Raw genomic sequence first — 22375 nt, forward strand, 5'->3', positions numbered from 1 at the left:
CAGCATTTATGTCGGCTGACACACCGCTTTCGCAAGCAAGCTTCGCTCCCACAGCCTGCCTTCAGATGACAATTATTCTCGTCTATCGCTAAATATCCCCGCTCCCCTTCGTCTTTGAGCAAACGGAATTTTTCCCTCGAAGACAAGGAGTCGGCCGCGATGTTCGCGCCTATTACCCGTTCCATGACCTTGACCCTCGGGCTGTGCAGTGCAGCCCTGAGCCCTGATCTGCTGGCCGAAACCGAGCCCGACAAGGACCCGGCTACCAGCGCCCTGGAGCTCACCGCCACCAACGTCACCGCCGAAGGCCTGGGCAGCACCACCGAAAACACCCAGTCCTACACCACCGGTGCCATGAGCACCGCCACGCGGTTGAACCTGTCGATCAAGGAAACCCCGCAATCAGTGTCCGTGGTCACTCGCCAGCAAATGGACGACTTCAAACTCGGCACGCTGTCCGAAGCGATGAGCCAGACGACCGGCGTGGTGGTCCAGCACAATGACTCGGACCGGGTCAGCTATTCATCCCGTGGCTACACGATCAACAACTTCCAGATTGACGGGATGCTCAATACCTTCGGGCGGATGAAGTCTGACTCCGACACCATCATCTACGACCGCATCGAAGTGGTTCGCGGCGCCACCGGGTTGACCACCGGCGCCGGCGACCCGTCGGCCACCATCAACATGGTGCGCAAGCGTCCGACCGCACAATGGCAAGCCCAGACCGGCGTCAGTGGCGGCAGCTATGACGATTACTACAGTTACGTGGACGTCGGCGGTCCGTTGGCGTTCGACGGACGTTTGCGCGGGCGCAGCGTGCTGGCCTACCGCGACAGTCAGTCGTTCCGCGACCACTACCAGATGCAGCGGGAAGTCGGCTACGGCGTGCTCGAAGCCGATCTCACCGACGACACCGTGCTGGCGGTGGGTTACGACTATCAGGACAAACAGGTCCAGGGCACGTCCTGGGGCACCGTGCCGTACTGGAATGCTGCCGGTGGCAAGGCCAACCTCGGGCGTTCGACCAACATGGCGACTTCCTGGAGCTCATGGCCATTGAGGGACAAAACAGCTTTCGCCAACCTCGACCAGCAACTGGGCGGCGGCTGGCACCTCAAGGCGGCCTACACCCACCGTGAGAGCGATACCGACGGCAAGGTCTACTACGGCGGTGGCGGGTTCCCGAATGACGACCGCAGCGGCATGAGCGCCTACCGTGGCCACATGGTCGGCACGCAGAAAATGAAAACCTATGACTTCAACGTCGCTGGCCCTTACGCGTTGTTCGGGCGCGAGCACGAGCTGATGTTCGGCTACGGCGAAGCCGAACGCAGTGCCGAGTCGCCGTACGCCGTGGAAGGCGCCACACCCGCAGGCTACGACAACATTGCCGACTGGAAATACATGGGCGGTATCGCCAAGTTCCCCGACACCGTCACCGGCCTCAACGGCTCATCGGACAACACCCGGCAGAAGGCCGGCTACCTGGCCACCCGCCTCAACCTGACCGACCGCTTTCACGCGGTGCTCGGCAGTCGGTACGGTAGCTGGAAAGCCTCGGAAAACACCAAGACCTACGATAACAGCCTGCAATTGACCGGCGTCGAGACCACGTCGCAGCAACACAGTGATATCTGGACGCCATACGCCGGGCTGCTCTACGACCTCACACCCGAGTACACCGTGTACGTCAGCTACACCGACATCTTCAAACCCCAGGACAACCGCGATGCCAATCGCAAATACCTGGACCCGGTGGTCGGCAGCAACTATGAACTGGGCCTCAAGGGCAGCTTGCTGGATGAACGCCTGAACGTCGCCACGGCGCTGTTCTGGAGCAAGCAGGACAACGTCGCCGAAGTGGACGATTCGGTGCCACCAAACCCGGTGACGGGCAAGGAATTCTACAAGTCCGGGGGCAAGGGGCAGAAGGTCCAGGGCTTCGAAGTCGAAGTATCCGGCGAAGTCATGACCGACTGGAACATGACCGCCGGCTACACCTACACCCACGCGGCCAACGGCGAAAAGCAGCGGGCCAACACCACTCAACCGCTGAACATGTTGCGCCTGTCCACGGCCTATCGCCTGCCCGGCGACTGGCATGCGCTGACCGTGGGCGGCGCGGTGAATTGGCAGAGCGATATCTGGGGCAACTCCAATCGCCCGGTCGGACGCAATGCCGAGGGTGGCCTGGTCACCGAACCCACGAAGATCCGCCAGGAGGCCTACAGCGTGGTCAAGTTGATGTCGCGTTACGAGTTCGACAAGCACCTGTCGGCCTCGCTGAACGTCGATAACCTGTTCGACAAAAAGTATTACGACAACGTCGGCTTTTATAACGGTGTGTTCTGGGGCGACCCGCGCACCGTGACGCTCAGCCTGGACTGGAAACTCTGAGCCACCGCCACAATCTACCGTGGGAGCGCCTTGGCTCCCACGTTTCGGTCGGGGTTAACCTCGATTTAATGAGGCCTGCCAATACTGCGCCCACGCCCTTGAATCACGGATGAAAGGCACCCCGTCATTCTTAGTGGGAGATACATCATGAAACGAGTCAGCTTGATCCTCGCCGGTCTGCTCATCGTCGGTTCCACCAGCGCGTTTGCCGAAGGCGGCGCGGAACGGATGAAGCATCACTGGGACAACTTCCCGGTTCCCTCCGCACAAAGCCAGACCGATCATCGTCCAAGTGGCGAACTGCGGGTTCCGGATGATCAAACCGCACAAGTGACCGAATCCTACAGAACTTAACCGATGGACCTTTGGCGACCCCTGTTCCATCGCCAGAGCTGACACTTCGGGCGTCCTGATGGACGCCCTTTTTTATGCCCGGGATTTACAGCGACTTGATCCAGAACAACATGCGGCCATGGGCCGGGTCGAACATGCCGGCGGCAAAGCCGAACTTGGCGTAGGACGCCTGGGCCACGGCGTTGCCTTCCAGGACTTCGAGGGTGATTTTGCAGCAACCGCGTTGGCGGGCGATTTCTTCGACCTTTTGCAGCATCTTCTGGCTCAGCCCCAAACCGCGAAACTTTGCCACCACCGCCACGTCGTGCACGTTGACCAACGGTCGGCAGGCAAAGGTTGAAAACCCTTCAAAGCAATTGACCAGCCCCGCCGGTTCACCGCCGACGAACGCGAGCACGCTGAACGCATAAGGACGCTTGGCCAGTTCCGCCGGCAGTTGCTGCAGGACATCGGCTGAAAGCGGCTCGCCACCGCCCATCGGGTCTTCGGCGTAGTGGTTCAACACCAGGCAAATGGCTTCGGCATGCACCGGGTTGGTGTAGCTGGCCTGAAGGACAAGTATTTCTGCGGATTCCATTTCCACCCTCGATCGCATACATCAAATTGGCCAAGGACATTAGCGTGACGGTGGCGTGCCGACAACCGGATCTTAGTGACCCCAAATCAATTCTTCGGTCCAACCCAACTCGGCAAAATCCTCGGCCCGTAGTCCCGACTCCCCGGCACTGAAAAACTCATCCAATTGCGGCGGCTTCACCGACGTGCCACTGAGCATCCCATGCACCTGCCCCCGATGATGAATCTGGTGTTCGAACAGATGCGAGAGCATGCGCAGACGACTGTCGTGTTGCGGCGTGTCCCGGGCGATGGTCACGAGTCGCCCGAGGTCGGCGTCGCGCAATTGCTCGCAATAGGCGATCAGCCGACGATCCACCTGAACCTGCTCACGCTTGAGGTCGGCGCCCACGGTAAACGGTTGCTCGTCGTTGAAAAACACGTAGCAATCGGGATGCGGCACATCACCGCGCAGCTCGCGCTCCAAGGCGTCCACATAAAACCAGTCGCAGGTCAGGATATGGTTGAGGGTGGCGCAGATACTGGGGAAGAAACTGACCCGCGCCGCCGTCAATTCCGCCGCGCTCAACTGACCCCAGGCCTTGGCCAGTCGGTGGTTGGCCCAGGCATTCTGGTAGGCCATGGTCAGCAAATGGTGAGACAGGGGTTGAGTCATCGTCGCGCCTCCTGTGTTCAAGCTTCGGCAAACCGTTGCAACTGCATTTCCTGCAAGCGACTGAGGGTGCGGCGGAACGGGAATTCCAGGTAACCCTCGGTGTACAAGGCCTCCATCGGCACCTGGGCTTCGAGGTACAACGGCACCTTGCGGTCGTAGCATTCGTCCACCAACGCGATGAAGCGCCGTACGCCATCGTCGTGCACCGACAACTGCGGCAGCTCACGGTCGCCGGCCACCACCCGCTCCACGCCATCTTCGGTGCCCCTGGCGATCCGCCCTTCACGCTTCTGCGCGCTGAGGTTGGGCACTTCACTCATCAGAATAGCGCTGAAGGTGTCGCACAGGGCCATGAAGTCCATGGCGGCAAACGGTTGCTCACAGAGGTCGGCGTAACGACACCACAGCACCGAGGCGCTGGCCTGCACGACGTGGACGCTGCGATAGCCGACCTGGATCGGATCGCTGGACACCGACTGCCCGGCCGTCAGGGCCTTGAACGCTTCGGCCAACCCGCTGGGCTCATCCAGCGCCCCCACCCAATAGCGCTGCAACGCTGCGCCGGGATGCAGGCGATGATCTTCGCCGCCATCCACCGCAATCACCTGCATGTGCTGCTTGATCGCTTCGATGGCCGGGGTAAAACGGTCGCGGTTGAAGCCATCGGCATACAACTGGTCCGGCGGCTGGTTGGAGGTACTCACCACCACCACGCCTTCTTCGAACATGACTTGGAACAAGCGGCCGAGAATGATCGCGTCGCCGATGTCGTTGACGAACAACTCATCGAAACACAGCACCCGGACCTCCTTGGCCAACTCGCGAGCCAGGGCTTTGAGTGGGTCGGCGGTGCCGGTCAACTGGAACGAGCGCTGATGTACCCAGCCCATGAAATGGTGGAAGTGCTGACGCCGGGCCGGCACCCGCAGGCTTTCGTAGAACTGGTCCATCAACCAGGTCTTGCCCCGACCGACCGGGCCCCACAGGTAAACGCCGGTGATTGGCTTGCGTCCTTCGTGCAGGGATTCGTGACACTTTTGCAGGGCCCAGACGGCATGTTCCTGGGCTTCGTCCTGGATGAAGCCTTTGTGTTCAATGGCGTACTGCCAGGCGCTTAACGGGGAATCGAAAGTCATAGAGGCCGCAGTTCCGGGCTGAAGCTGCGCAGTATGCCAGCAAAAAGCCCCTGTATAGACAGGGGCTTTGCGTCACAACGAAATGTCCAACCGGGCAATCTTGCCCTGCTCGTTCAAGCGAAACGTGTAGCGCAATTCCAGCGGGCTGCCGGGAAATGTCCCGGAAATCAGGTTGTGAACCAGCACCTTGCCGGTGCGCAGTTGAACATCGAGTACCTCGACCCGTGGCTGGTAGCGTTGCGCGGTGTCTTGCATCCATTGGGCGATGGCCTGGGGGCCGACCTGATGCTCGCCTTCATCGAAGACATTGGCATCCTCGGCGAAGAAACTGGCGACCCGCGAGGTGTCACGGGCATTGGCGGCGGCGATGTAAGCGGCGATGGCCGGGGCCAGTGAAGCGGCTGGACTAGACATGTTGAAGGCTCCTTGTTGTTTGATTCTGGAGCCATGCTAAAACACTGCTGTGTCAGTTCTTGTCAGGAGTGAAGCGCCCGGCTTCATCCAGTTGCATCTGCTTGCGCCAGGTGCGCAACAGGTCGCTGCGCCGGCCGGGATAACGCTCGCCCTGCTCGCTCGCGGTTGAAATCCGGTCGGTGCGAAAGGTCCGATAGGCGCTGCGTAACTCGCACCAGGCGACGATGATCCGCACTTCGTTGAGAAAGCCCAGCGCCAAGGGCCAGATCAAGCGCTGGGTCGGCACCTGATTGGCATCGGCGTAATCGATGTGCAGCTTGGCTTGATTGCGAATGGCCTGGCGAAACACATTCAACGGCACCGCGTTTTGCGCAAAGCCGTAACCTGACGGGCCAGGCAATACCGTCGGGTTGTGTAACGCCTCCAATGCCTCAGGCGCCAATACCGCAGCAATCTTCGCCAGCGCATCCGCCGCCGCCTTGCTCAACACCTCATCGCCACGCTGATCGACATAACGCAAACCCAGCACGATGGCTTCGGTTTCGTCGGCGTTGAGCATCAATGGCGGCAGAAACAGGCCGCTGCGTAACACGTAACCAATCCCCGCCTCGCCATAGATCGGCGCGCCGAGGGCCGTGAGCTCGGCGATGTCGCGGTACAGCGTGCGTTCGGAGATCTCCAGTTCGCTGGCCAGGGTCGCGGCGGTCACCGGTCGGCTTTTCCCGCGCAACACTTGGAGCAAGGTCAGTAAACGAGTGGTTCGCGACACGATCGGCACGCTCTGTCCAGGAAAGTGGCGGAAGCTTAGCAAAGGCTGCTGTCAGAAACTGGCAGGAGTGGTTGCCCCTTTCATCGCCTCTGAAAAAAGCGTCTTGACGCTGGATATTACTCGCATCATATTAAATACATGTTGCTAGTCATTTATATTCAACCCCGATGTTTTCTTCAGGAGTCCTCCCATGCATTACAAAGTCTTTGGCCGTAAAACCGGCTTGCGGGTTTCGGAACTGGCGCTGGGCGCCGGCAACTTCGGCACCGGTTGGGGCCACGGCGCCGAGCGCGATGAAGCCAAGCGGATTTTCGACGGCTACCTGGAAGCCGGCGGCAACTTCATCGACACCGCCAATGGCTATCAGGGCGGCGAATCGGAAGGCATGCTCAGCGAGTTCATTGCTGCCGAGCGCGATCGTTTGGTGATCGCCACCAAATTCACCATGGGCACTGAGCGCACGGCCAATATTTCTTTCACCGGTAACAACCGCAAGAACATGGTCCGCGCCGCCGAAGAAAGCCTCAAACGCCTGAAAACCGATCACATCGACCTGTTCTGGGCGCACATCAGCGACGGCGTGACGCCGATGGAAGAAATCCTTCGTGGCTTCGACGACCTGGTGCGCGCCGGCAAGATTCACTACGCCGGCCTGTCGAACTTCCCGGCCTGGCGCATCGCTCGCGCTGACGTACTGGCTGAAGTACGTGGTTTCTCGCCGATTGCCGCGATCCAGACCGAATACAGCCTGGCCGAACGCACCGCTGAACGAGAATTACTGCCGATGGCCGAAGCCCTGGGTCTGGCGGCAACCTTATGGTCCCCGCTGGGCGGCGGCTTCCTCACCGGCAAGTACCGCACCAACGATGAAAACAACCGCGCGGCCAAACTCGGCATGTTGATCCACAGCGAGAAAAGCGCCCGGGAAACCGCCCTGCTCGACACCTTGCTGGCGGTAGCCGCCGAAATGGAGTCGAGCCCGACCCATGTGGCGATTGCCTGGTTGCGCGAGAAAGCCAAGCGTTCGACCACCGCGCTGATTCCGATTCTGGGTTCGCGCACCCGTGAACAGTTGGACGCTACGTTGGGCGCATTGAACGTGCAGTTGAGTGACGAGCAGTTGGCGCGGCTGGATGGCAGCAGCGATGTGGAACCGGGCGTGCCACACGCCATGATCGCCGGGTCGGTGGCGCGGTATACCGGGGTTGAGACCCTGGATTTGCCGAAGATTCCGGTGGCCTGATAAAGCTTCGCGGGCAATCCTCGCTCCTACGGGTTACGCGCCAATTTCAACACTGCGCAAAACCTGTAGGAGCGAGCGGTGCGACGATTCGACTTGCCCGCGAAGGCGTCCTCATGACCGCCACACATCTATCTCAACGATCAACCTTATGCTTCGCCGCATACAAACACAGCATTTCCATGGCCAACGTCGCCGCCGCCAGTGAAGTAATGTCCGCGCTGTCATAGGCCGGGGCCACTTCCACCACGTCCATGCCCACCAGATTGATCCCGCGCAAGCCACCAAGAATCTCCAGCGCCTGCACCGTGCTCAATCCGCCGCACACTGGCGTTCCGGTGCCCGGAGCGAACGCCGGGTCCAGGCAGTCGATATCAAACGTCAGGTACACCGGGTTGTCACCGACCCGCGCCCGAATCGCCTCGACAATCGCCTCGCCACCCTGGCGATGCACCTGCCGTGCGTCCAGCACCTGAAAACCCATGTGATCATCATTGGTGGTGCGCAAGCCGATCTGCACCGAACGCGACGGGTCCACCAACCCTTCCTTGGCCGCGTGCCAAAACATCGTGCCGTGATCGACCCGCTTGCCCTCTTCGTCCGGCCAGGTGTCGCTGTGGGCGTCGAAGTGGATCAGCGACAAGGTGCCGTGCTTGCGGGCATGGGCCTTGAGCAGCGGATACGTGATGAAGTGGTCGCCACCGAACGTGAGCATCGCGCTGCCGGCGTTCAGAATGTGTTCGGCGTGGGCTTCGATGCTTTCCGGGATCGAGTGCGGCGTGCCGTAATCAAAGTCGCAATCGCCGTAGTCAATCACCGCCAAATGATCGAACGGATCGAAGGTCCACGGCCAATGACGTTCCCAGGCGATCCCGGTGGACGCGGCACGAATGCCCCGCGGTCCGAAACGTGCGCCTGGGCGGTTGCTGGTAGCGGTGTCGAACGGCACACCGCTGACTGCGACATCCACACCGCGCAAGTCACGGCTGTAACGTCGGCGCATGAAACTGGTGATACCGGCGTAGGTGCTTTCGGCGGCAGTCCCGTAGAGGCTGTCGCGGGTCATGGCCTGGTCGTTTTGCACAGGGACATCCATGGTGAGTTCCTTATTATTGGCGGCTACGGAAAGTGGTCCACAGGCGGGTGCGCTGACGCATGTCCTTGAGGCTCATGCTGCGGTCGGCGTACAAGCGGTCGCGAACGTCGGCCAATGGGTAGATATCCGGGTCTGTACGCACTGCTTCATCTACCAGCGGCGTGGCGGCGGTATTGGCGGTGGCAAAAAACAGGGTGTTGGTCAGTGCGGCGACGGATTCGGGGCGCAGCATGAATTCGATGAACTGACGCGCGGCTTCGGGGTGTGGCGCGTCTTTGGGAATCGCCAAGTTGTCCTGCCACACCAGCGTGCCTTCCTTCGGAATGCGGTACGCCACTTCGTAAGGTTTGTTGGCCTTGCGCGCCTGATCGGCGGCCATGCTCGCGTCACCGTTATAGGTCAGCGCCAGGCACACGCTGCCGTTGGCCAAATCACTGATCTGCCGGCCGGTGGCGACGTACAACACATTCGGCTGGAGCTGATGCAACAACGCCTCGGCGGCTGACAGATCTTTCTGGTCGGTGCTGTAGGGATCTTTACCGAGGTAATGCAGCGCCAGGCCGATCACTTCTTGCGGCGAATCAATGATCGAAATCCCGCAGTCTTTCAATTTGCTGGCGTATTCGGGCTTGAACAGCAAGTCGAGGCTGTTCAGCGGCACGTCTGGCAGGCGCTGTTTCACTGCTTCGACATTCATCCCCAGACCCAAAGTGCCCCAGGTGTAAGGCACGCCGTAGCGGTTGCCGGGATCGACGGCGGAGAGTTTTTCCAGCAAGTCCGGGTCGAGGTTGGCGTAGCCCTTAAGGCCTTCGTGAGGAATCGCCTTCAACGCGCCCGCCGCCAAACCACGGGCCAGAACGCTGGAGGACGGCACCACCACGTCATAGCCACTGCCGCCGGTAAGCAATTTGGTTTCCAGCACTTCGGGGGCATCGAACGTGTCGTAGCGCACGTGAATACCGGTTTCCTGTTCGAAGCGCTGCAGGGTTTCGGGCGCCACGTAATCGGCCCAACTGTAGAGGTTGACGACCTTGTCCTCAGCCTGGGCAGACACGGCCATGGCGAGTAACAGCGCGGGGAAACACAGCTTGAAGAGAGGAGCCATGACACACACCTGACCAGTTGGAGTGGTTGCAGCGTGCGCCGTCGGATACATTGGAAAAATATCAAGTTTGTTAACCTGACTTTATCCAGGAGTAATGTGTGATGCTCGGCCAACTGCATGATCTGGACCTGCAACTGCTGCGCCTGTTTGTCAGCGTGGTCGAGTGCGGTGGCTTCAGCGCCGCCCAGGGTGAACTGGGTTTGAGCCAGTCGAGCATCAGCCAGCAAATGGCCAGGCTGGAAACCCGCCTCGGTTATCGGCTATGCAGTCGTGGCAAGGGTGGATTCCGGGTGACGCCCAAGGGTGAGCAACTGCTGATCGCCATTCGCGGACTGTTCGAGTCGATCGAAGCGTTCCGTCATCAATCCAACGGCGTGGCCGGACGGTTGATTGGCGAGGTGCGCCTGGGTTTGTCCGAAGCCCTCGATCAATCGGTGCTGCAACGGGTGGCGGAGGCGATCCGGCGCTTTCGCGAACGGGACGAATCGGTGCGCATCGAGTTGATCAGCGCCATGCCGGGGGAAATGGAGCGGCTGATGCTGCAGCAACGACTGGACCTCGCGATCGGTTATTTCTCACAGGTGCAAAGTGCGTTTGACTACCGAGAGCTGTTCAGCGAAACCCAGCATTTGTACTGCGCGCCGGGGCATCCGCTGTTCACCAATGACGCGCCGGATGATCTGGCGTTACAGGCGTGTGACCGGGTGGATCACCCTTATCGGTTTCTGCGCAGTGATGAGCCGTTTCAGGGGAAATTGTGTTCGGCGCGTTCGGAGCAGGTCGAGGGCACCCTGGCCTTTATTCTGTCCGGGAAACATGTGGGTTATCTGCCGAGTCACTTTGCCCGTAGCTGGGAGGACAAAGGGTTGCTGCGGGCGGTGCGGGTCGAGGAAATGAGTTTCGACGTGGGATTCCACCTGGCGCGGCATCGGGCGCAGGTGCCGGGGGATGCGCAGAAGGCGTTTGAGGAGGATTTGCTGGCGGCATTCACCTGACCTGATCGTTGATGATCGTTCCCACGCTCTGCGTGGGAATGCAGCCCTGGACGCTCCGCGTCCCAAAGCGGACGCAGAGCGTCCATTGAGGCATTCCCACGCAGAGCGTGGGAACGATCATCAGGCACACCAAAATCTGATTTTTCTGGCATCCTGCGCCTCCTTTTTCTGACCTGGCCCCTGGCGCTTTCCTCGTGACCTCATCTGAACACGCAAAATCCCAGCCCCGCTCCGACCTCATCTACGGCCTCAACGACCGCCCGCACCTGACCGCCACGGTCTTTGCCGCCCTGCAGCACGTACTCGCGAGTTTCGTCGGCATTATCACGCCAACCCTGATCATGGGCGGTGCGCTGGGCCTGCAAAGCGAAATCCCCTACCTGATCAGCATGGCGTTGTTCGTCTCCGGGCTCGGCACCTTCGTCCAGGCGCGGCGTTTCGGCCCGGTGGGTTCCGGTTTGCTGTGCCTGCAAGGCACCAGTTTTTCCTTTATCAGCGTGATTCTCAGCGCCGGGTTCATGGTCAAGGCCCGGGGCGGCGGCACCGATGAGATTCTGTCGACGATCTTCGGCGTGTGCTTTTTCGCCGCGTTTATCGAAGTCGTGTTGAGCCAATTCATCGGCAAACTGCGGATGTTGATCACTCCGGTGGTCACCGGGACCATCATCACGTTGATGGGGCTGTCGCTGATCAAGGTTGCCATGACCGACATCGCCGGCGGCTTCGGCGTGGCGGACCTCGGTGCCAGTCATCATCTGGCCCTGGCAGCACTGGTACTCGGAACCATCGTGGTGTTGAACCGGGTCGATGTGCCGTTCCTGCGCCTCGGCGCGATTGTGATTGGCCTGACCCTCGGCTATGTCGTCGCCTGGCTGATGGGCGATGTCGATTTCGCCAGCCTGCCGGCGGTGCCGCTGGTGAGCGTGCCGGTGCCGTTCAAGTACGGTTTCAACTTCGATTGGGTCGCGTTTGTGCCGGTGGCGGTGATTTTCCTGGTGTCGCCGCTGGAAGCTGCGGGCGACCTGACGGCCAACTCGATGATCTCCCGGCAGCCGGTCAAGGGCCCGATCTACATTCGCCGGATCAAGTCCGGCCTGCTTGCCGATGGCCTCAACTCGGCCATGGCCGCGGTGTTCAACAGCATGCCGATGGTGACTTTCGCGCAGAACAACGGCGTGATCCAGCTCACCGGCGTGGCCAGCCGTTACGTGGCGTTCTTCATTGCCGGTTTGCTGGTGCTGCTGGGGCTGTTCCCGATGATCGGCGCGGTGCTGCAACTGATGCCGAAACCGGTGCTCGGCGGCGCGGAGTTGGTGATGTTCGGCACCGTGGCCGTGGCCGGGATCAAGATCCTCGCCGAAGCCGGCCTGCATCGGCGCAACATGCTGATCGTGTCGATTTCCCTCGGCATGGGCCTGGGCATCGCGGCGGTGCCGGAAGTGTTGCGCGAGTTGCCGCTGGCCCTGCACAACATTTTCGAATCGCCGATTACCGTGGGGGCACTGTGCGCGATCATCCTCAATGTGTTCCTGCCCGAGGAATTCATGGCGCTGGAAGAGGATGATTTCGACCCGGAAGCGTCGATCCTGCAAGTCATGGAAAACCCGCAAGCCACGGAATCCGCCAGCAGCCTGAACCGCTGAAGCGCGCGTGCTACATTCGTGGCGACTCCGCTTGGCACAAGGTTGATCGCACGTTGAACAAGAAGACCGGTATCCGGGCCGCCCAGGCCCAGCAGACCCGCACACGGATTCTCGAAGCGGCGGTGAAAGTGTTCACCCGCGACGGCTATTCCGGGGGGCGGGTCGAGAGCATTTCCCGGGAAGCCGAGTCCAACGACCGCATGCTCTATTACTACTTCGGCAGCAAGGAGCAGCTGTTCATCTGCGTGCTGGAACACACCTACGAGCAATTCAACAAGGCCGAAAGCCGCCTTAAACTCGACCTGAGCCAGCCGCTGGTGGCGTTGCAGGATCTGGTGGCGTTCGTCTGGCATTACTACGTCAAACACCCGGAATTCGTCGCGATCCTGAGCAATGAAAACCTCCATGGCGGCAAGCATGCGCAGCAGTCCAGCGAGTTGCGACGGCTCTCCGGGGAAGCGGTTGGCGTGTTGAAACCGATCATTGAGGCGGGTCAGGCACAAGGGTTGTTTCGTGAGGTGCTGGACATCAAGCATGTGTATTTGATGATTGCATCGCTTTGCTACTTCTATAACTCCAACCGGCATACCCTGAGTTCGTTTTTGGGAGAGGATTTGGCGGACAAGGGGCAGCAGCAGGATTGGTTGGGGTTTATTCAGGATTTGGTGGTGCGGGGGGTGATGAGGTTGCCGGGGCAGGATTTGCGGTGAATGGGCCGGCCTCTTCGCGGGCAAGCCTCGCTCCTACAGGGACGAGGTTTGCTCACGATGCTTTTAATGGCTGCCCGGATTCGCCCGCAAATGCGCCACCTTCGACTCCAACCCTTCCCACCCCGGCGCATTCCCCGCAAATCGATTGCGCAAATACGCCGCCAATTCCGCCACCTGCGTGTTCGACAGGCTGTCCTTGAACGCCGGCATGTAACCCAAGTCCTTGGTCGCCGGGGTATCGATGCCTTGCAAAATGACCTTGATCAAATTGTCCGGCAGATCGCTGTGCACATTGGTATTGGTGGCCAGCGACGGACTTACGCCAAACAGCTTCGGCCCCAAACCATCGGCGTGACAGGCCTTGCACGAACCTTCGAATACACGCTGGCCATTGCTGAGGGAAACGGTGACCACCGGACGCGTGGCTTTCTCTACGACTTGGGCTTCAGCCTGCGCGCCATTAAGTGACGCCAGATACACCGCCATCGCCCGAATATCATCCTTGGGCAACTTCGCCAATTCCGTGACCACCGGCCCCATCGGCCCGGTCGCTACGCCATGTTCAGCGGAATAACCGCTGCTCAAGTAACCGAACAACTGATCCTCGGTCCACGGCGTCGGCGCCTTGGACAAACCGTTCAGCGCCGGCGCTTCCCAACCATCAACCATGCCGCCCGCGAGGAATGAAGCACCGCCCTTCTCCGCCCCCATCAAATTGCGCGGCGAATGGCACGCCGCGCAGTGCCCTAAACCGTTGACCAGATAATTGCCGCGATTCCACTGCTCGCTGCGTTGCGGTTGCACGCTGATTTCCCCCTTGCGCAGGAACAACGCATTCCACCCCGCCATCAACGGCCGCAGGTTGAACGGGAAACGCATGTCGTTGGCCTTCGCCGGCTGGCTGACCGGTGTTTGCGACATCAGGTACGCGTACAGCGCCTGCATGTCCGCGTCGTTGATGTTGCGAAATGCGGTGTAGGGAAATGCCGGGTACAGATTGCGTCCGTCGCGGCCGATGCCATCGCGCATCGCCCGTTCGAACGCCGGATACGACCAACTGCCGATCCCGGTTTTCACATCGGGTGTGATGTTGCTGCTGTACAGCGTGCCGAATGGCGTTTCCATTGCCAGACCTCCGGCATTGGTCGCGCTGCCGGGAGCGGTGTGGCATACCGCGCAATCGCCGACTGCCGCCAGCAAGCGTCCGCGCTCAAGGGTAGCGGCTGACCAGGTGCCGGCGCTCGGCGGGGCAATCGGTGCGATTTCAGCGTGGAATGGCCACGCGGTCGCGGCCATGCCGAGCACCGCGCCGAACGCGGCAAACAGTGAACCGAACAGCCATTTCGAACGTTTGGTCGGGGATTTCGGCGGCTCATCACAAGTGCCGGCATTCAGCGCGGCCAAGACCCGTTCCGGGGTGATCGGCAGTTCGCGAAAACGGATGCCGGTGGCGTCATAAATCGCGTTGGCAATCGCCGCCGCACTCGGCACCGACGCCGATTCGCCTGCACCCATCGGCGGCTGGTCCTGACGCGGCATCATCAGCACGTCGATTTGCGGCACTTCGGGAAAGGTCAGGATCGGATAGCCGCCCCACTCCTTGCTCGCCACCGTCGATTCCTCGAACGTCACCCGCTCCTTGAGCACGCGGCTGGTGGACTGGATGACGTTGCCGTGGATCTGATGCTGCACGCCGGCCGGGTTGATCATCATCCCCGAGTCATGGCCGATCACCACCCGGGTGACCGAGACATCGCCGGTCTGGCGATCAATCGCCACATCCGCCACCCATGCCGCCCACGCCGCGCCGAAACCCGGGAACTTGCTGTGGATGTAGCGCGCGTAGGCAAAACCGCGACCGCGCAGTAACTGGTCTTCATTGGGCGTTTGCATCGGCGCGGTGCGTGGGGTCCAGGCCGCACGTTCGGCGGTGGATTTCACCAGGTCGATGGCACGCTCGTCGTGCAGATAACGCAGCCGATATTCCACCGGATCGACGCCCGCCGCGAATGCCAGTTCATCAATGTACGACTCGTGGGCGAAGGTGTTGGGCAACGCCGAGACCCCGCGCATCCACGAGGCGCGGACAATCGGCGCCATGTCGTTGATGGTCACGCGCATGTTTTCAAAGTCGTAGGGCGGGATCGAGGTGCGGTCGCCCATCTCGAACATCGCCGCCACCGGCTCGACCCGGCCGGTCAACAGCAAGGCCAACGTCGGCGCGCCGTTGGACGGGTAGCTGGTCTGGAAGTCATAGGCGGCGACGCTGCCATCGGCGTTCAGGCCGCCATCGACGTCCATCAGTTGCGCGGTGCCTTTGGGCTCCCACAGATGTTCCTGCTCGCGGGTCAATTGCACGCGCACCGGTTTGCCCACGGCGCGGGATAACAGCAAGGCATCGGCACACACGTCGTCGGCACAGTTGCGCCCATAACAACCGGAGGCTTCCATGCGAATGATCTCGATGGATTCCTCTTCACACTCCAGCAGCCACGCGAGATCGGCGCGCAGCAAATGCGGATTCTGGCTTCCGGACCACACACGACTGCCGGACGGTTGATAATCCGCTACCCCGCAGGACGGGCCGATGGAACCGTGCATCTGATACGGCCACAGATAAGTGCGCGGCATGCGCTGACTGGCGTTGGCCAAGGCTTCGTCGACGTTGCCTTGATCGAGGACTACCCGTTGCACGCGGGGGTTGTCGCGGATCGCCTGCTCGACATCGCTCAGGTCCGGCAAGCCTTGATTCCAGGTTTTCCAGGTGACTTTTAATGATTGGGCAGCCTTGATCGCCTGCTCTTCGCGCAACGCCACGATGCCGACGAAATCGCGGATCACCACCACCGCGACGATCCCGGCGATATGGGCGATGGAGGATTCGTCGACTTTCAGCAGGCTGTTGCCGACGAAGTCACCACAATCGAGCCCGGCATAGGGCGGGCGAATCACCCGGCCGTGGAGCATGTCTGGCACGCGCATGTCGTGGACGTAGGTCAACTCGCCAGTGGCCTTGCCGGGGATATCGACCCGGGCGGAGCCCTTGCCTACTAGGCGATACTCTTCGGCCGGTTTCAAAGGCGCAGTGCCGGAGATGCGCAATTCAACGTGTTCGCCGTGGACCAGTTCGGCGTAAGTCGCGGTGCGGCCGTCCTCGGCGCGAATGACCCCGGCTTCAATGTTCAGACTCCCGGCGTCGAGTGACCAACGTTCCGCCGCTGTTTCCAGCAGATATCGCCGCGCCTCGGCCGCCGCATTGCGTAACGGAATCGCCGAAATCTGCAACGTCGCACTGGCAATCGTCGCGCCCTGATTCGGCGCACGCTCGGTGTCGCCGAGCACCATGCACACCTGTTCCATTTGTAAATCGAGTTCTTCAGCGACGATCTGCGCCAGCGAGGTGCGAATGCCGGTGCCGAGATCGACATGGCCATTGAACGCATACACGCGCCCGTCATCGCTGATGGCAATGAACAACCCCAGCTCCTTGGGCTTGATCAGCGGTGTACCGCCCTTCGCCACCGGGCCGGACGGCGGCAGGATGTCGTCGACGATCAGCAGCACGCCGGTCTTGGCCAGCAGTTGGTCGCGGGTCGGGATGGAGGGCGGGATGGCGTCAGTCATGGTCATTGATCCACCTTCAAGGCATTTGGCGGGCGGCACGCAGCACCGCGCGGAGGATTTCGATGTGGGTGCCGCAACGGCAGAGGTTGGCCGAGAGTTCGTTGCGGATCTGGCTTTCGCTGGGGTGCGGGATGCGGTCGAGCAAGGCCTTGGTGGTCATGATCATGCCGTTGAGGCAGTAGCCGCATTGCGCCGCTTGCTCATCGATAAAGGCTTGTTGCACCGGGTGCGGCTCGGCGCGGGTGCCGAGGCCTTCGAGGGTGACGATCTGCCGATCCACGGCGCCGGCCAGCGGAAACACGCAGGAACGCGCGGCTACGCCGTCGATGATCACCGTGCACGCCCCGCACTCGCCCAGGCCGCAGCCGTACTTGGGGCCGTTGAGGTGCAGGTCATTGCGCAAAATCAGCAATAACGGCGTGTCCGCCATGGCGGTGACAGTGGTCGTGAGGCCGTTGACCTCAAGCGCTACGGTGATTTCCTGACTCGTCATTCGCTTCGCCTGCTTCGTTTGATGAAGTATCCGCTACACCAAAAGGTCGAAAAAAAAGTCGCGGGCCGGATTGGGTTGTGGCGACGCGACACACTCGACTGGTGAAGTGGCTACTACATGAAACAGGAGCAAAAACGATGCCAGCGACCAATACACAGTCTGCAAGGTTGCATCCGGCATGTAGCAGCTGCCGACGCACGAGGCGCGTTCGATGCGTGTAGCAGCTGCCGAGGCACGAGGCTGCGTTCGGCTGCGTGTAGCAGCTGCCGAGGCACGAGGCTGCGTTCGGCTGCGAAGCAGTCGTCAAACCTGAGTACGCGTTCTTCCTGATGCACCGCGTTGGCTGATTTCACGACTGCTTCGCAGCCGAACGCAGCCTCGTGCCTCGGCAGCTGCTACAGAGCACGTGTTTTGCCAGTGGCTGTGTCAGTCCTGCGGGTCGTCGATCATTTTGCGCAGCAGGAACAGCACCGCGACCCGCTCTGCCGGGTTGAGATTGCTCAGGGTCAGCTCGGTAATTTTCCCCGCGCACGGCACGGTTTGCTGCACCAGACGGTCGCCGGCTTCGGACAGGCCGACGATGACTTTGCGCCGATCTTGCGGGTCCGGTTCGAGGGTAATCAGTTCCCGAGCCTTGAGCCGCTCGACGATGCCGCGAATGGTTGCCTGGTCCACGGCGGTGGCCTTGACCAGTTCGGTCAGGGAGCTGGGACCGTGATCGCGCACGGCGCACAGGGTCACGAATTGCACGGCCGTGAGCTGCGAATCGCCGACATTCTGCTGAAAAATCGCCATGTGCCGCTGATAGGCCTTGCGCAGCAAATGCCCGACTTGTTCGGAGAAAACGTAGGAAGCATCAGGAGTTTCAGGCACGGCAGACTCGAAAGGCGATGAGTGGTGGGGAGGCATGATGGACAGGTTGAGGGGCGGACTCAAGAGCGGTTTGGGGCAAACATCTGAACCGCTTCCCGTAGGAGCAAGGCTTGCCCGCGATGGCGCCCGTGAGATTGCCATCGCGGGCAAGCCTTGCTCCTACAGGGTTCAGCGTTTCAGCAAGTCCACACAAGTCAATTTCAGCGAACCCGGGAGGCTTCCGGCGCCACCACATCCCCACCAATCACCACTGCCTGATCATCCAGATACACATCGCAATTGCGCAGCGGAATGTCCAAATGGCACGGCGTTTTACGCTTGCCGCCGACTTCGGTGTTCGGCCCGGTGGAGAACAGGAAGTTGCCATAAAACGCCCGGGCATCCATGCACATGCCGTCGTTCTTGTCGTGCAAGCCCATGGCCGTCCACTGCGCCTTTGGCTGCAAACCCCAACCAATGTGGGAGATGCCGTACACCTCGGGATCGTTGAAATACTTCATGTAGTCGCGCAGGTATTCAGCCTCGAAACCGCCGTGGATCGAGGTGATGAAGCCCTTCTCGATCTCCAGGGTGATCTTCTCCCGGGCGTAGGTCTTGAACGGCAGCACGATGTCGCCGATGTCCAGCACCAGCACGCCTTCGGCGGTTTCTTCGTTGGGCCAGGAGAACAGGAAACCACTGGGCCAATGGTCCCAACGCCCCGGTTCATCGGCGAAACCGTACTCGGTGACGGCCGGATATTGCCCCAGCGCCGCGTGGAAATCGCTGCCGGCGCGGGAGGTGACGCGTATCGAGCGCGCCTGTTTCAGCAGCTTCTCCGCCGCCATCACCCGCACCTTGTCCGCCTCGGTCGGCAGCATCCGCGCCAGCACTTCCGGGGGTTCGACGGCCAACAGAATGCGCGTGCCGGTCTTGAGGATCTGCTCCTGTTCCGGCGAATGCAGCAGCATCATCGTGTCGACAATCAGGTCCGCCGCTTCCAGCGCCCGTTGCGCCGCGATGTTGCCAGTGAGCGCAGTGTCGCCGCAGTAGGCGGTCATGTCGTTGCCCATGGCCGTCGGGTGGTTGAACGACGGCAATTCCACCGCGTAGACCTTGGCGCCCAGGCGCTGCGCGGCGTCCATCGCCGCACGCACGGTGCGCGGGTCGGAATAGTGGCTCTTGAGCACGGCGACGCTCTGGGTCGTGTCGACCTTCGACAGCTTCAACACGTGCTCGAACATCTGGGTCAGTTCGCAATCGCTTACCGGCATTTTCCAATCTCCTCAATCGTCTGCTGCGCACCAAGTCGAGGCGCCCTGCCTCACTCTAGTGCAATTTTATAGCGTATACGCCAGTTGTTAACGATAAGACCTGAATTGAGAGCGGACTGCAAGCGCCAGACCACAACGTTACCAACCCACACAAACCCAACAAACAAAGGTTACATTTGGTGACCAAGGCGAAAAACCGCCAAAATTTAATTTTTACCAACGGCTCTTTCTTTTTAAAAAATACAGCGTATACACTTTAAAAACCTTGCGGCGACACCGCCAGCGACCATTCGAAGAAGAGGAACAAGCCCCATGGCCAATACGCAAAAAATCGCCATCGTCGGTGCAGGTCTTGGCGGTGCAGCCGCCGCGACGTTGCTGCAACAAGCCGGGTTCCAGGTGGACATCTACGAACAGGCCCCGGAGTTCTCCCGCCTCGGCGCCGGGATCCACATGGGCCCGAACATCATGAAAATCTTCCGGCGCATGGGCATTGAGCAGCAGCTCGACCTGATGGGCTCACACCCGGATCACTGGTTCAGCCGCGATGGCTTGAGCGGCGACTACCTGTCGCGCATCCCGCTGGGGGACTTCGCCCGCAAGGAATACGGCGCGTCCTACATCACCGTGCACCGCGGCGACCTCCACGCGTTGCAGATGTCGACGATCAAACCGGGCACGGTGCACTTCAACAAACGCCTGGAAACCCTCGAAGAAACCGACACCCAGGTGCGCCTGACCTTCAGCGACGGCGAAGTCACCTACGCCGACATCGTCATCGGTGCCGACGGGATCAATTCGAAGATTCGTGAAGAGTTGCTGGGCGCGGAAAAACCGCTGTACAGCGGCTGGGTCGCACACCGCGCGTTGATCCGTGGCGATCAATTGGCCAAGTACGATTTGCAGTTCGAGGACTGCATCAAGTGGTGGACCGAGGACCGGCACATGATGGTCTACTACACCACCGGCAAGCGCGACGAGTACTACTACGTCACCGGCGTGCCGCACCCGGAATGGGACTTCCAGGGCGCGTTTGTCGATAGCAGCCGCGAAGAAATGTTTGAAGCCTTCCAGGGTTATCACCCAACGGTGCAGGCGCTGATCGAGTCCACCGAAAGCGTGACCAAATGGCCGCTGCGCAACCGCAATCCGTTGCCGCTGTGGAGCCGTGGGCGCCTGGTGTTGCTCGGCGACGCCTGCCACCCGATGAAACCGCACATGGCCCAGGGCGCCGGCATGGCCATCGAAGATGCCGCAATGCTGACCCGCTGCTTGCAGGAAACCGGCCTCGGCGACTACCGGACCGCGTTCGAACTCTATGAAGCCAACCGCAAGGAACGCGCCTCTCGCGTGCAATCGGTGTCCAACGCCAACACCTGGCTGCGCACTCAGGAAGATCCGGCCTGGGTCTACGGTTATGACTTGTACGCCCAACAGCTGAAATCGGGGGTGGCCGCGTGAGCACTTTCGTCTATGGCGGCAACGTCCAGGCCAATGGCATTCGCCAGCATTACTTGCGCTATGGCGGTAAAGGCCCGGCGCTGGTGTTGATCCCCGGCATCACCAGTCCGGCGATCACCTGGGGCTTTGTCGCGGAACGTCTCGGCGAGCATTTCGATACTTACGTGTTGGACGTGCGCGGGCGTGGCCTCTCCTCCACCGGGCCCGATCTGGATTACAGCGCTGATGCCTGCGCCGACGACATCGGAGCTTTCGCCCAAGCCATGCAGCTCGATAACTATCACTTGGTCGGCCACTCCATGGGCGCGCGGTTTGCCGTGCGCAGCGCCGTGAAGCATCCGGCCGGGGTCACTCGTCTGGTGCTGATCGACCCGCCCGTCTCCGGCCCAGGTCGCCGCGAGTACCCGAGCAAACTGCCGTGGTACGTCGATTCGATCCGCCAGTCGTTGATCGGAATGGATGCCGAGGCGATGCGCGCCTTCTGCGCCACCTGGACCGAGGAACAACTGCAACTGCGCGCCGAATGGCTGCACACCTGCTACGAGCCGGCCATCGTCCGTGCCTTCAACGATTTTCATGACGTGGACTTCCATCAGGACCTGCCGAAACTCCAGCAACCCGCATTGCTGATGATCGCCGGCCGTGGCGGTGTGATTGCGCCCGAGGACGAAGCGGAAATCCTCGACCTGCAACCGAACATTCGCAGCGTCCACGTCGCCAACGCCGGGCACATGATCCCGTGGGATGACCTCGAAGGCTTCTTCGCCGCGTTCGGTGATTTCCTCGGCCCGCGTCTCAACTAATCGAATCGGGAGATTTTTATGCTCAAGCCCTACCGCATCGGCCAGATTGTGCCGAGCTCCAACACCACCATGGAAACCGAGATCCCGGCGATGCTCAACGCACGCCAGTTGATCCGCCCGGAGCGTTTCACCTTTCACTCCAGCCGCATGCGCATGAAGCAGGTGCGCAAGGAAGAACTGGCGGCAATGGACGGCGAATCCGACCGTTGCGCCGTGGAACTGTCCGACGCCAAGGTCGATGTGCTGGGCTATGCCTGCCTGGTCGCGATCATGGCCATGGGGCTCGGTTATCATCGGAAATCCGAGCAACGGCTGCGCAAGGCCACCGCCGATAACGATGCCAACGCCCCGGTGATTACCAGTGCCGGCGCTTTGATCGAAGGCTTGAAAGTCATGGGTGCGAAACGCATCGCCATCGTCGCGCCGTACATGAAGCCGCTGACCGAACTGGTGGTGAATTACATTCGCGAAGAAGGCTTTGAAGTGGTGGACTGGCGTGCGCTGGAGATCCCCGACAACCTCGCCGTCGCCCGTCACGACCCGGCGAACCTGCCCGGCATCGTGGCTGGCATGAATCTGGAAGGGGTTGATGTGATTGTGCTGTCGGCCTGTGTGCAGATGCAGTCGCTGCCGGTGGTGGCGCACGTCGAAGCGCAAACCGGCAAACCGGTGCTGACCGCAGCCATTGCCACCACCTACGCCATGCTCAAGGCCCTGGACCTGGAACCCATTGTTCCCGGCGCCGGCGCCCTGCTCTCCGGCGCTTATTAAGAGG

Annotated in this window: 20 protein-coding genes; 9 read left to right on the forward strand and 11 right to left on the reverse strand. The window is 61.0% G+C overall.

The genetic code is table 11. The annotated features are described in order from the left end of the window. Nucleotides 1-159 precede the first annotated feature (159 nt). Both HKK53_RS05240 and HKK53_RS05245 read left to right on the forward strand, forming a co-directional pair. A complete protein-coding gene (locus tag HKK53_RS05240; protein WP_169369861.1) occupies nt 160-2400 on the forward strand; it encodes a TonB-dependent siderophore receptor in 2241 nt (746 codons plus the stop codon). Nucleotides 2401-2547: 147 nt separating this feature from the next. Continuing rightward, nucleotides 2548-2754: a hypothetical protein gene (locus HKK53_RS05245; RefSeq protein WP_169369862.1), complete on the forward strand. Its 207-nt coding sequence runs from the start codon at nt 2548-2550 to the stop codon at nt 2752-2754. A gap of 85 nt (nt 2755-2839) precedes the next feature. Here the strand turns inward: HKK53_RS05245 and HKK53_RS05250 are convergent, their stop codons facing one another. The 5 genes from HKK53_RS05250 to HKK53_RS05270 all read right to left on the reverse strand — a co-directional run bounded on the left by HKK53_RS05250 (nt 2840) and on the right by HKK53_RS05270 (nt 6304). Then, nucleotides 2840-3331, reverse strand: a complete 492-nt coding sequence (locus HKK53_RS05250) for a GNAT family N-acetyltransferase (protein WP_169369863.1) — start codon at nt 3329-3331, stop codon at nt 2840-2842. Nucleotides 3332-3403: 72 nt separating this feature from the next. Continuing rightward, a complete protein-coding gene (locus tag HKK53_RS05255; RefSeq protein WP_169369864.1) occupies nt 3404-3985 on the reverse strand; it encodes a DinB family protein in 582 nt (193 codons plus the stop codon). 17 nt (nt 3986-4002) lie between these two features. Then, nucleotides 4003-5121 (reverse strand): cell division protein ZapE, encoded by a 1119-nt coding sequence (gene zapE, locus HKK53_RS05260; protein ID WP_169369865.1) that lies wholly within the window; start codon nt 5119-5121, stop codon nt 4003-4005. A gap of 72 nt (nt 5122-5193) precedes the next feature. Then, complete coding sequence (locus tag HKK53_RS05265) at nt 5194-5535, reverse strand: nuclear transport factor 2 family protein (protein ID WP_149661587.1); 342 nt, start codon at nt 5533-5535, stop codon at nt 5194-5196. Nucleotides 5536-5587: 52 nt separating this feature from the next. Beyond that, nucleotides 5588-6304, reverse strand: a complete 717-nt coding sequence (locus HKK53_RS05270; RefSeq protein WP_169369866.1) for a helix-turn-helix transcriptional regulator — start codon at nt 6302-6304, stop codon at nt 5588-5590. A gap of 190 nt (nt 6305-6494) precedes the next feature. Between HKK53_RS05270 and HKK53_RS05275 the strand changes: the two genes are divergently transcribed. Continuing rightward, nucleotides 6495-7547 carry an aldo/keto reductase gene (locus HKK53_RS05275; protein ID WP_169369867.1) on the forward strand — a complete coding sequence of 351 codons (1053 nt, stop codon included), beginning with the start codon at nt 6495-6497 and terminating at the stop codon, nt 7545-7547. A gap of 133 nt (nt 7548-7680) precedes the next feature. Here HKK53_RS05275 and speB read toward each other — a convergent pair whose 3' ends face one another. Both speB and HKK53_RS05285 read right to left on the reverse strand, forming a co-directional pair. Beyond that, nucleotides 7681-8640, reverse strand: a complete 960-nt coding sequence (speB, locus tag HKK53_RS05280; protein WP_169369868.1) for an agmatinase — start codon at nt 8638-8640, stop codon at nt 7681-7683. A 13-nt stretch (nt 8641-8653) separates the two neighbouring features. Further along, the gene (locus HKK53_RS05285) at nt 8654-9745 is read right to left on the reverse strand and encodes a polyamine ABC transporter substrate-binding protein (protein ID WP_169369869.1); all 1092 of its coding nucleotides are present in this window, start codon (nt 9743-9745) and stop codon (nt 8654-8656) included. A 101-nt stretch (nt 9746-9846) separates the two neighbouring features. On the opposite strand from HKK53_RS05285, the gene HKK53_RS05290 reads away from it, so the two are divergent. From HKK53_RS05290 to HKK53_RS05300, 3 genes are all read left to right on the forward strand, one after another. After that, nucleotides 9847-10740 carry a LysR family transcriptional regulator gene (locus HKK53_RS05290; RefSeq protein ID WP_169369870.1) on the forward strand — a complete coding sequence of 298 codons (894 nt, stop codon included), beginning with the start codon at nt 9847-9849 and terminating at the stop codon, nt 10738-10740. Nucleotides 10741-10934: 194 nt separating this feature from the next. Next, nucleotides 10935-12383, forward strand: coding sequence for a nucleobase:cation symporter-2 family protein (locus tag HKK53_RS05295; protein WP_169369871.1), 1449 nt, complete (start codon nt 10935-10937; stop codon nt 12381-12383). A gap of 53 nt (nt 12384-12436) precedes the next feature. Further along, the gene (locus HKK53_RS05300; RefSeq protein WP_169369872.1) at nt 12437-13093 is read left to right on the forward strand and encodes a TetR/AcrR family transcriptional regulator; all 657 of its coding nucleotides are present in this window, start codon (nt 12437-12439) and stop codon (nt 13091-13093) included. Between the two features lie 63 nt (nt 13094-13156). On the opposite strand, the gene HKK53_RS05305 is transcribed toward HKK53_RS05300, so the two are convergent. The 4 genes from HKK53_RS05305 to HKK53_RS05320 form a co-directional block, all read right to left on the reverse strand. After that, entirely contained in the window at nt 13157-16717 is a 3561-nt protein-coding gene (locus HKK53_RS05305; RefSeq protein ID WP_178117442.1) for a molybdopterin cofactor-binding domain-containing protein, read from the reverse strand. A 16-nt stretch (nt 16718-16733) separates the two neighbouring features. Further along, the gene (locus HKK53_RS05310) at nt 16734-17210 is read right to left on the reverse strand and encodes a (2Fe-2S)-binding protein (protein WP_169369874.1); all 477 of its coding nucleotides are present in this window, start codon (nt 17208-17210) and stop codon (nt 16734-16736) included. Between the two features lie 426 nt (nt 17211-17636). Then, the gene (locus tag HKK53_RS05315) at nt 17637-18119 is read right to left on the reverse strand and encodes a MarR family winged helix-turn-helix transcriptional regulator (protein WP_123410416.1); all 483 of its coding nucleotides are present in this window, start codon (nt 18117-18119) and stop codon (nt 17637-17639) included. 164 nt (nt 18120-18283) lie between these two features. Next, a complete protein-coding gene (locus HKK53_RS05320; protein WP_169369875.1) occupies nt 18284-19336 on the reverse strand; it encodes a 2,5-dihydroxypyridine 5,6-dioxygenase in 1053 nt (350 codons plus the stop codon). Nucleotides 19337-19648: 312 nt separating this feature from the next. On the opposite strand from HKK53_RS05320, the gene HKK53_RS05325 reads away from it, so the two are divergent. The 3 genes from HKK53_RS05325 to HKK53_RS05335 are packed head-to-tail and all read left to right on the forward strand — an operon-like array spanning nt 19649 to nt 22371. Then, the gene (locus tag HKK53_RS05325; RefSeq protein WP_169369876.1) at nt 19649-20797 is read left to right on the forward strand and encodes an FAD-dependent monooxygenase; all 1149 of its coding nucleotides are present in this window, start codon (nt 19649-19651) and stop codon (nt 20795-20797) included. Further along, complete coding sequence (locus HKK53_RS05330; protein WP_169369877.1) at nt 20794-21600, forward strand: alpha/beta fold hydrolase; 807 nt, start codon at nt 20794-20796, stop codon at nt 21598-21600. The genes HKK53_RS05325 and HKK53_RS05330 overlap by 4 nt, the downstream gene beginning before the upstream one ends. An 18-nt stretch (nt 21601-21618) precedes the next feature. Further along, nucleotides 21619-22371: a maleate cis-trans isomerase family protein gene (locus HKK53_RS05335; protein ID WP_169369878.1), complete on the forward strand. Its 753-nt coding sequence runs from the start codon at nt 21619-21621 to the stop codon at nt 22369-22371. The last annotated feature ends 4 nt before the right edge of the window (nt 22372-22375 follow it).

It is taken from the genome of Pseudomonas sp. ADAK7, assembly GCF_012935675.1.
Classification (GTDB): Bacteria; Pseudomonadota; Gammaproteobacteria; order Pseudomonadales; family Pseudomonadaceae; genus Aquipseudomonas.

Excerpts from the sequence above, each read along its gene's own strand:
- HKK53_RS05240 (WP_169369861.1), top strand. The coding sequence starts at position 160 with ATGTTCGCGCCTATTACCCGTTCCATGACCTTGACCCTCGGGCTGTGC.
- HKK53_RS05245 (WP_169369862.1), top strand. The coding sequence starts at position 2,548 with ATGAAACGAGTCAGCTTGATCCTCGCCGGTCTGCTCATCGTCGGTTCC.
- HKK53_RS05250 (WP_169369863.1), bottom strand. The coding sequence starts at position 3,331 with ATGGAATCCGCAGAAATACTTGTCCTTCAGGCCAGCTACACCAACCCG.
- HKK53_RS05255 (WP_169369864.1), bottom strand. The coding sequence starts at position 3,985 with ATGACTCAACCCCTGTCTCACCATTTGCTGACCATGGCCTACCAGAAT.
- zapE (WP_169369865.1), bottom strand. The coding sequence starts at position 5,121 with ATGACTTTCGATTCCCCGTTAAGCGCCTGGCAGTACGCCATTGAACAC.
- HKK53_RS05265 (WP_149661587.1), bottom strand. The coding sequence starts at position 5,535 with ATGTCTAGTCCAGCCGCTTCACTGGCCCCGGCCATCGCCGCTTACATC.
- HKK53_RS05275 (WP_169369867.1), top strand. The coding sequence starts at position 6,495 with ATGCATTACAAAGTCTTTGGCCGTAAAACCGGCTTGCGGGTTTCGGAA.
- speB (WP_169369868.1), bottom strand. The coding sequence starts at position 8,640 with ATGGATGTCCCTGTGCAAAACGACCAGGCCATGACCCGCGACAGCCTC.
- HKK53_RS05285 (WP_169369869.1), bottom strand. The coding sequence starts at position 9,745 with ATGGCTCCTCTCTTCAAGCTGTGTTTCCCCGCGCTGTTACTCGCCATG.
- HKK53_RS05290 (WP_169369870.1), top strand. The coding sequence starts at position 9,847 with ATGCTCGGCCAACTGCATGATCTGGACCTGCAACTGCTGCGCCTGTTT.
- HKK53_RS05305 (WP_178117442.1), bottom strand. The coding sequence starts at position 16,717 with ATGACTGACGCCATCCCGCCCTCCATCCCGACCCGCGACCAACTGCTG.
- HKK53_RS05310 (WP_169369874.1), bottom strand. The coding sequence starts at position 17,210 with ATGACGAGTCAGGAAATCACCGTAGCGCTTGAGGTCAACGGCCTCACG.
- HKK53_RS05315 (WP_123410416.1), bottom strand. The coding sequence starts at position 18,119 with ATGCCTCCCCACCACTCATCGCCTTTCGAGTCTGCCGTGCCTGAAACT.
- HKK53_RS05320 (WP_169369875.1), bottom strand. The coding sequence starts at position 19,336 with ATGCCGGTAAGCGATTGCGAACTGACCCAGATGTTCGAGCACGTGTTG.
- HKK53_RS05325 (WP_169369876.1), top strand. The coding sequence starts at position 19,649 with ATGGCCAATACGCAAAAAATCGCCATCGTCGGTGCAGGTCTTGGCGGT.
- HKK53_RS05335 (WP_169369878.1), top strand. The coding sequence starts at position 21,619 with ATGCTCAAGCCCTACCGCATCGGCCAGATTGTGCCGAGCTCCAACACC.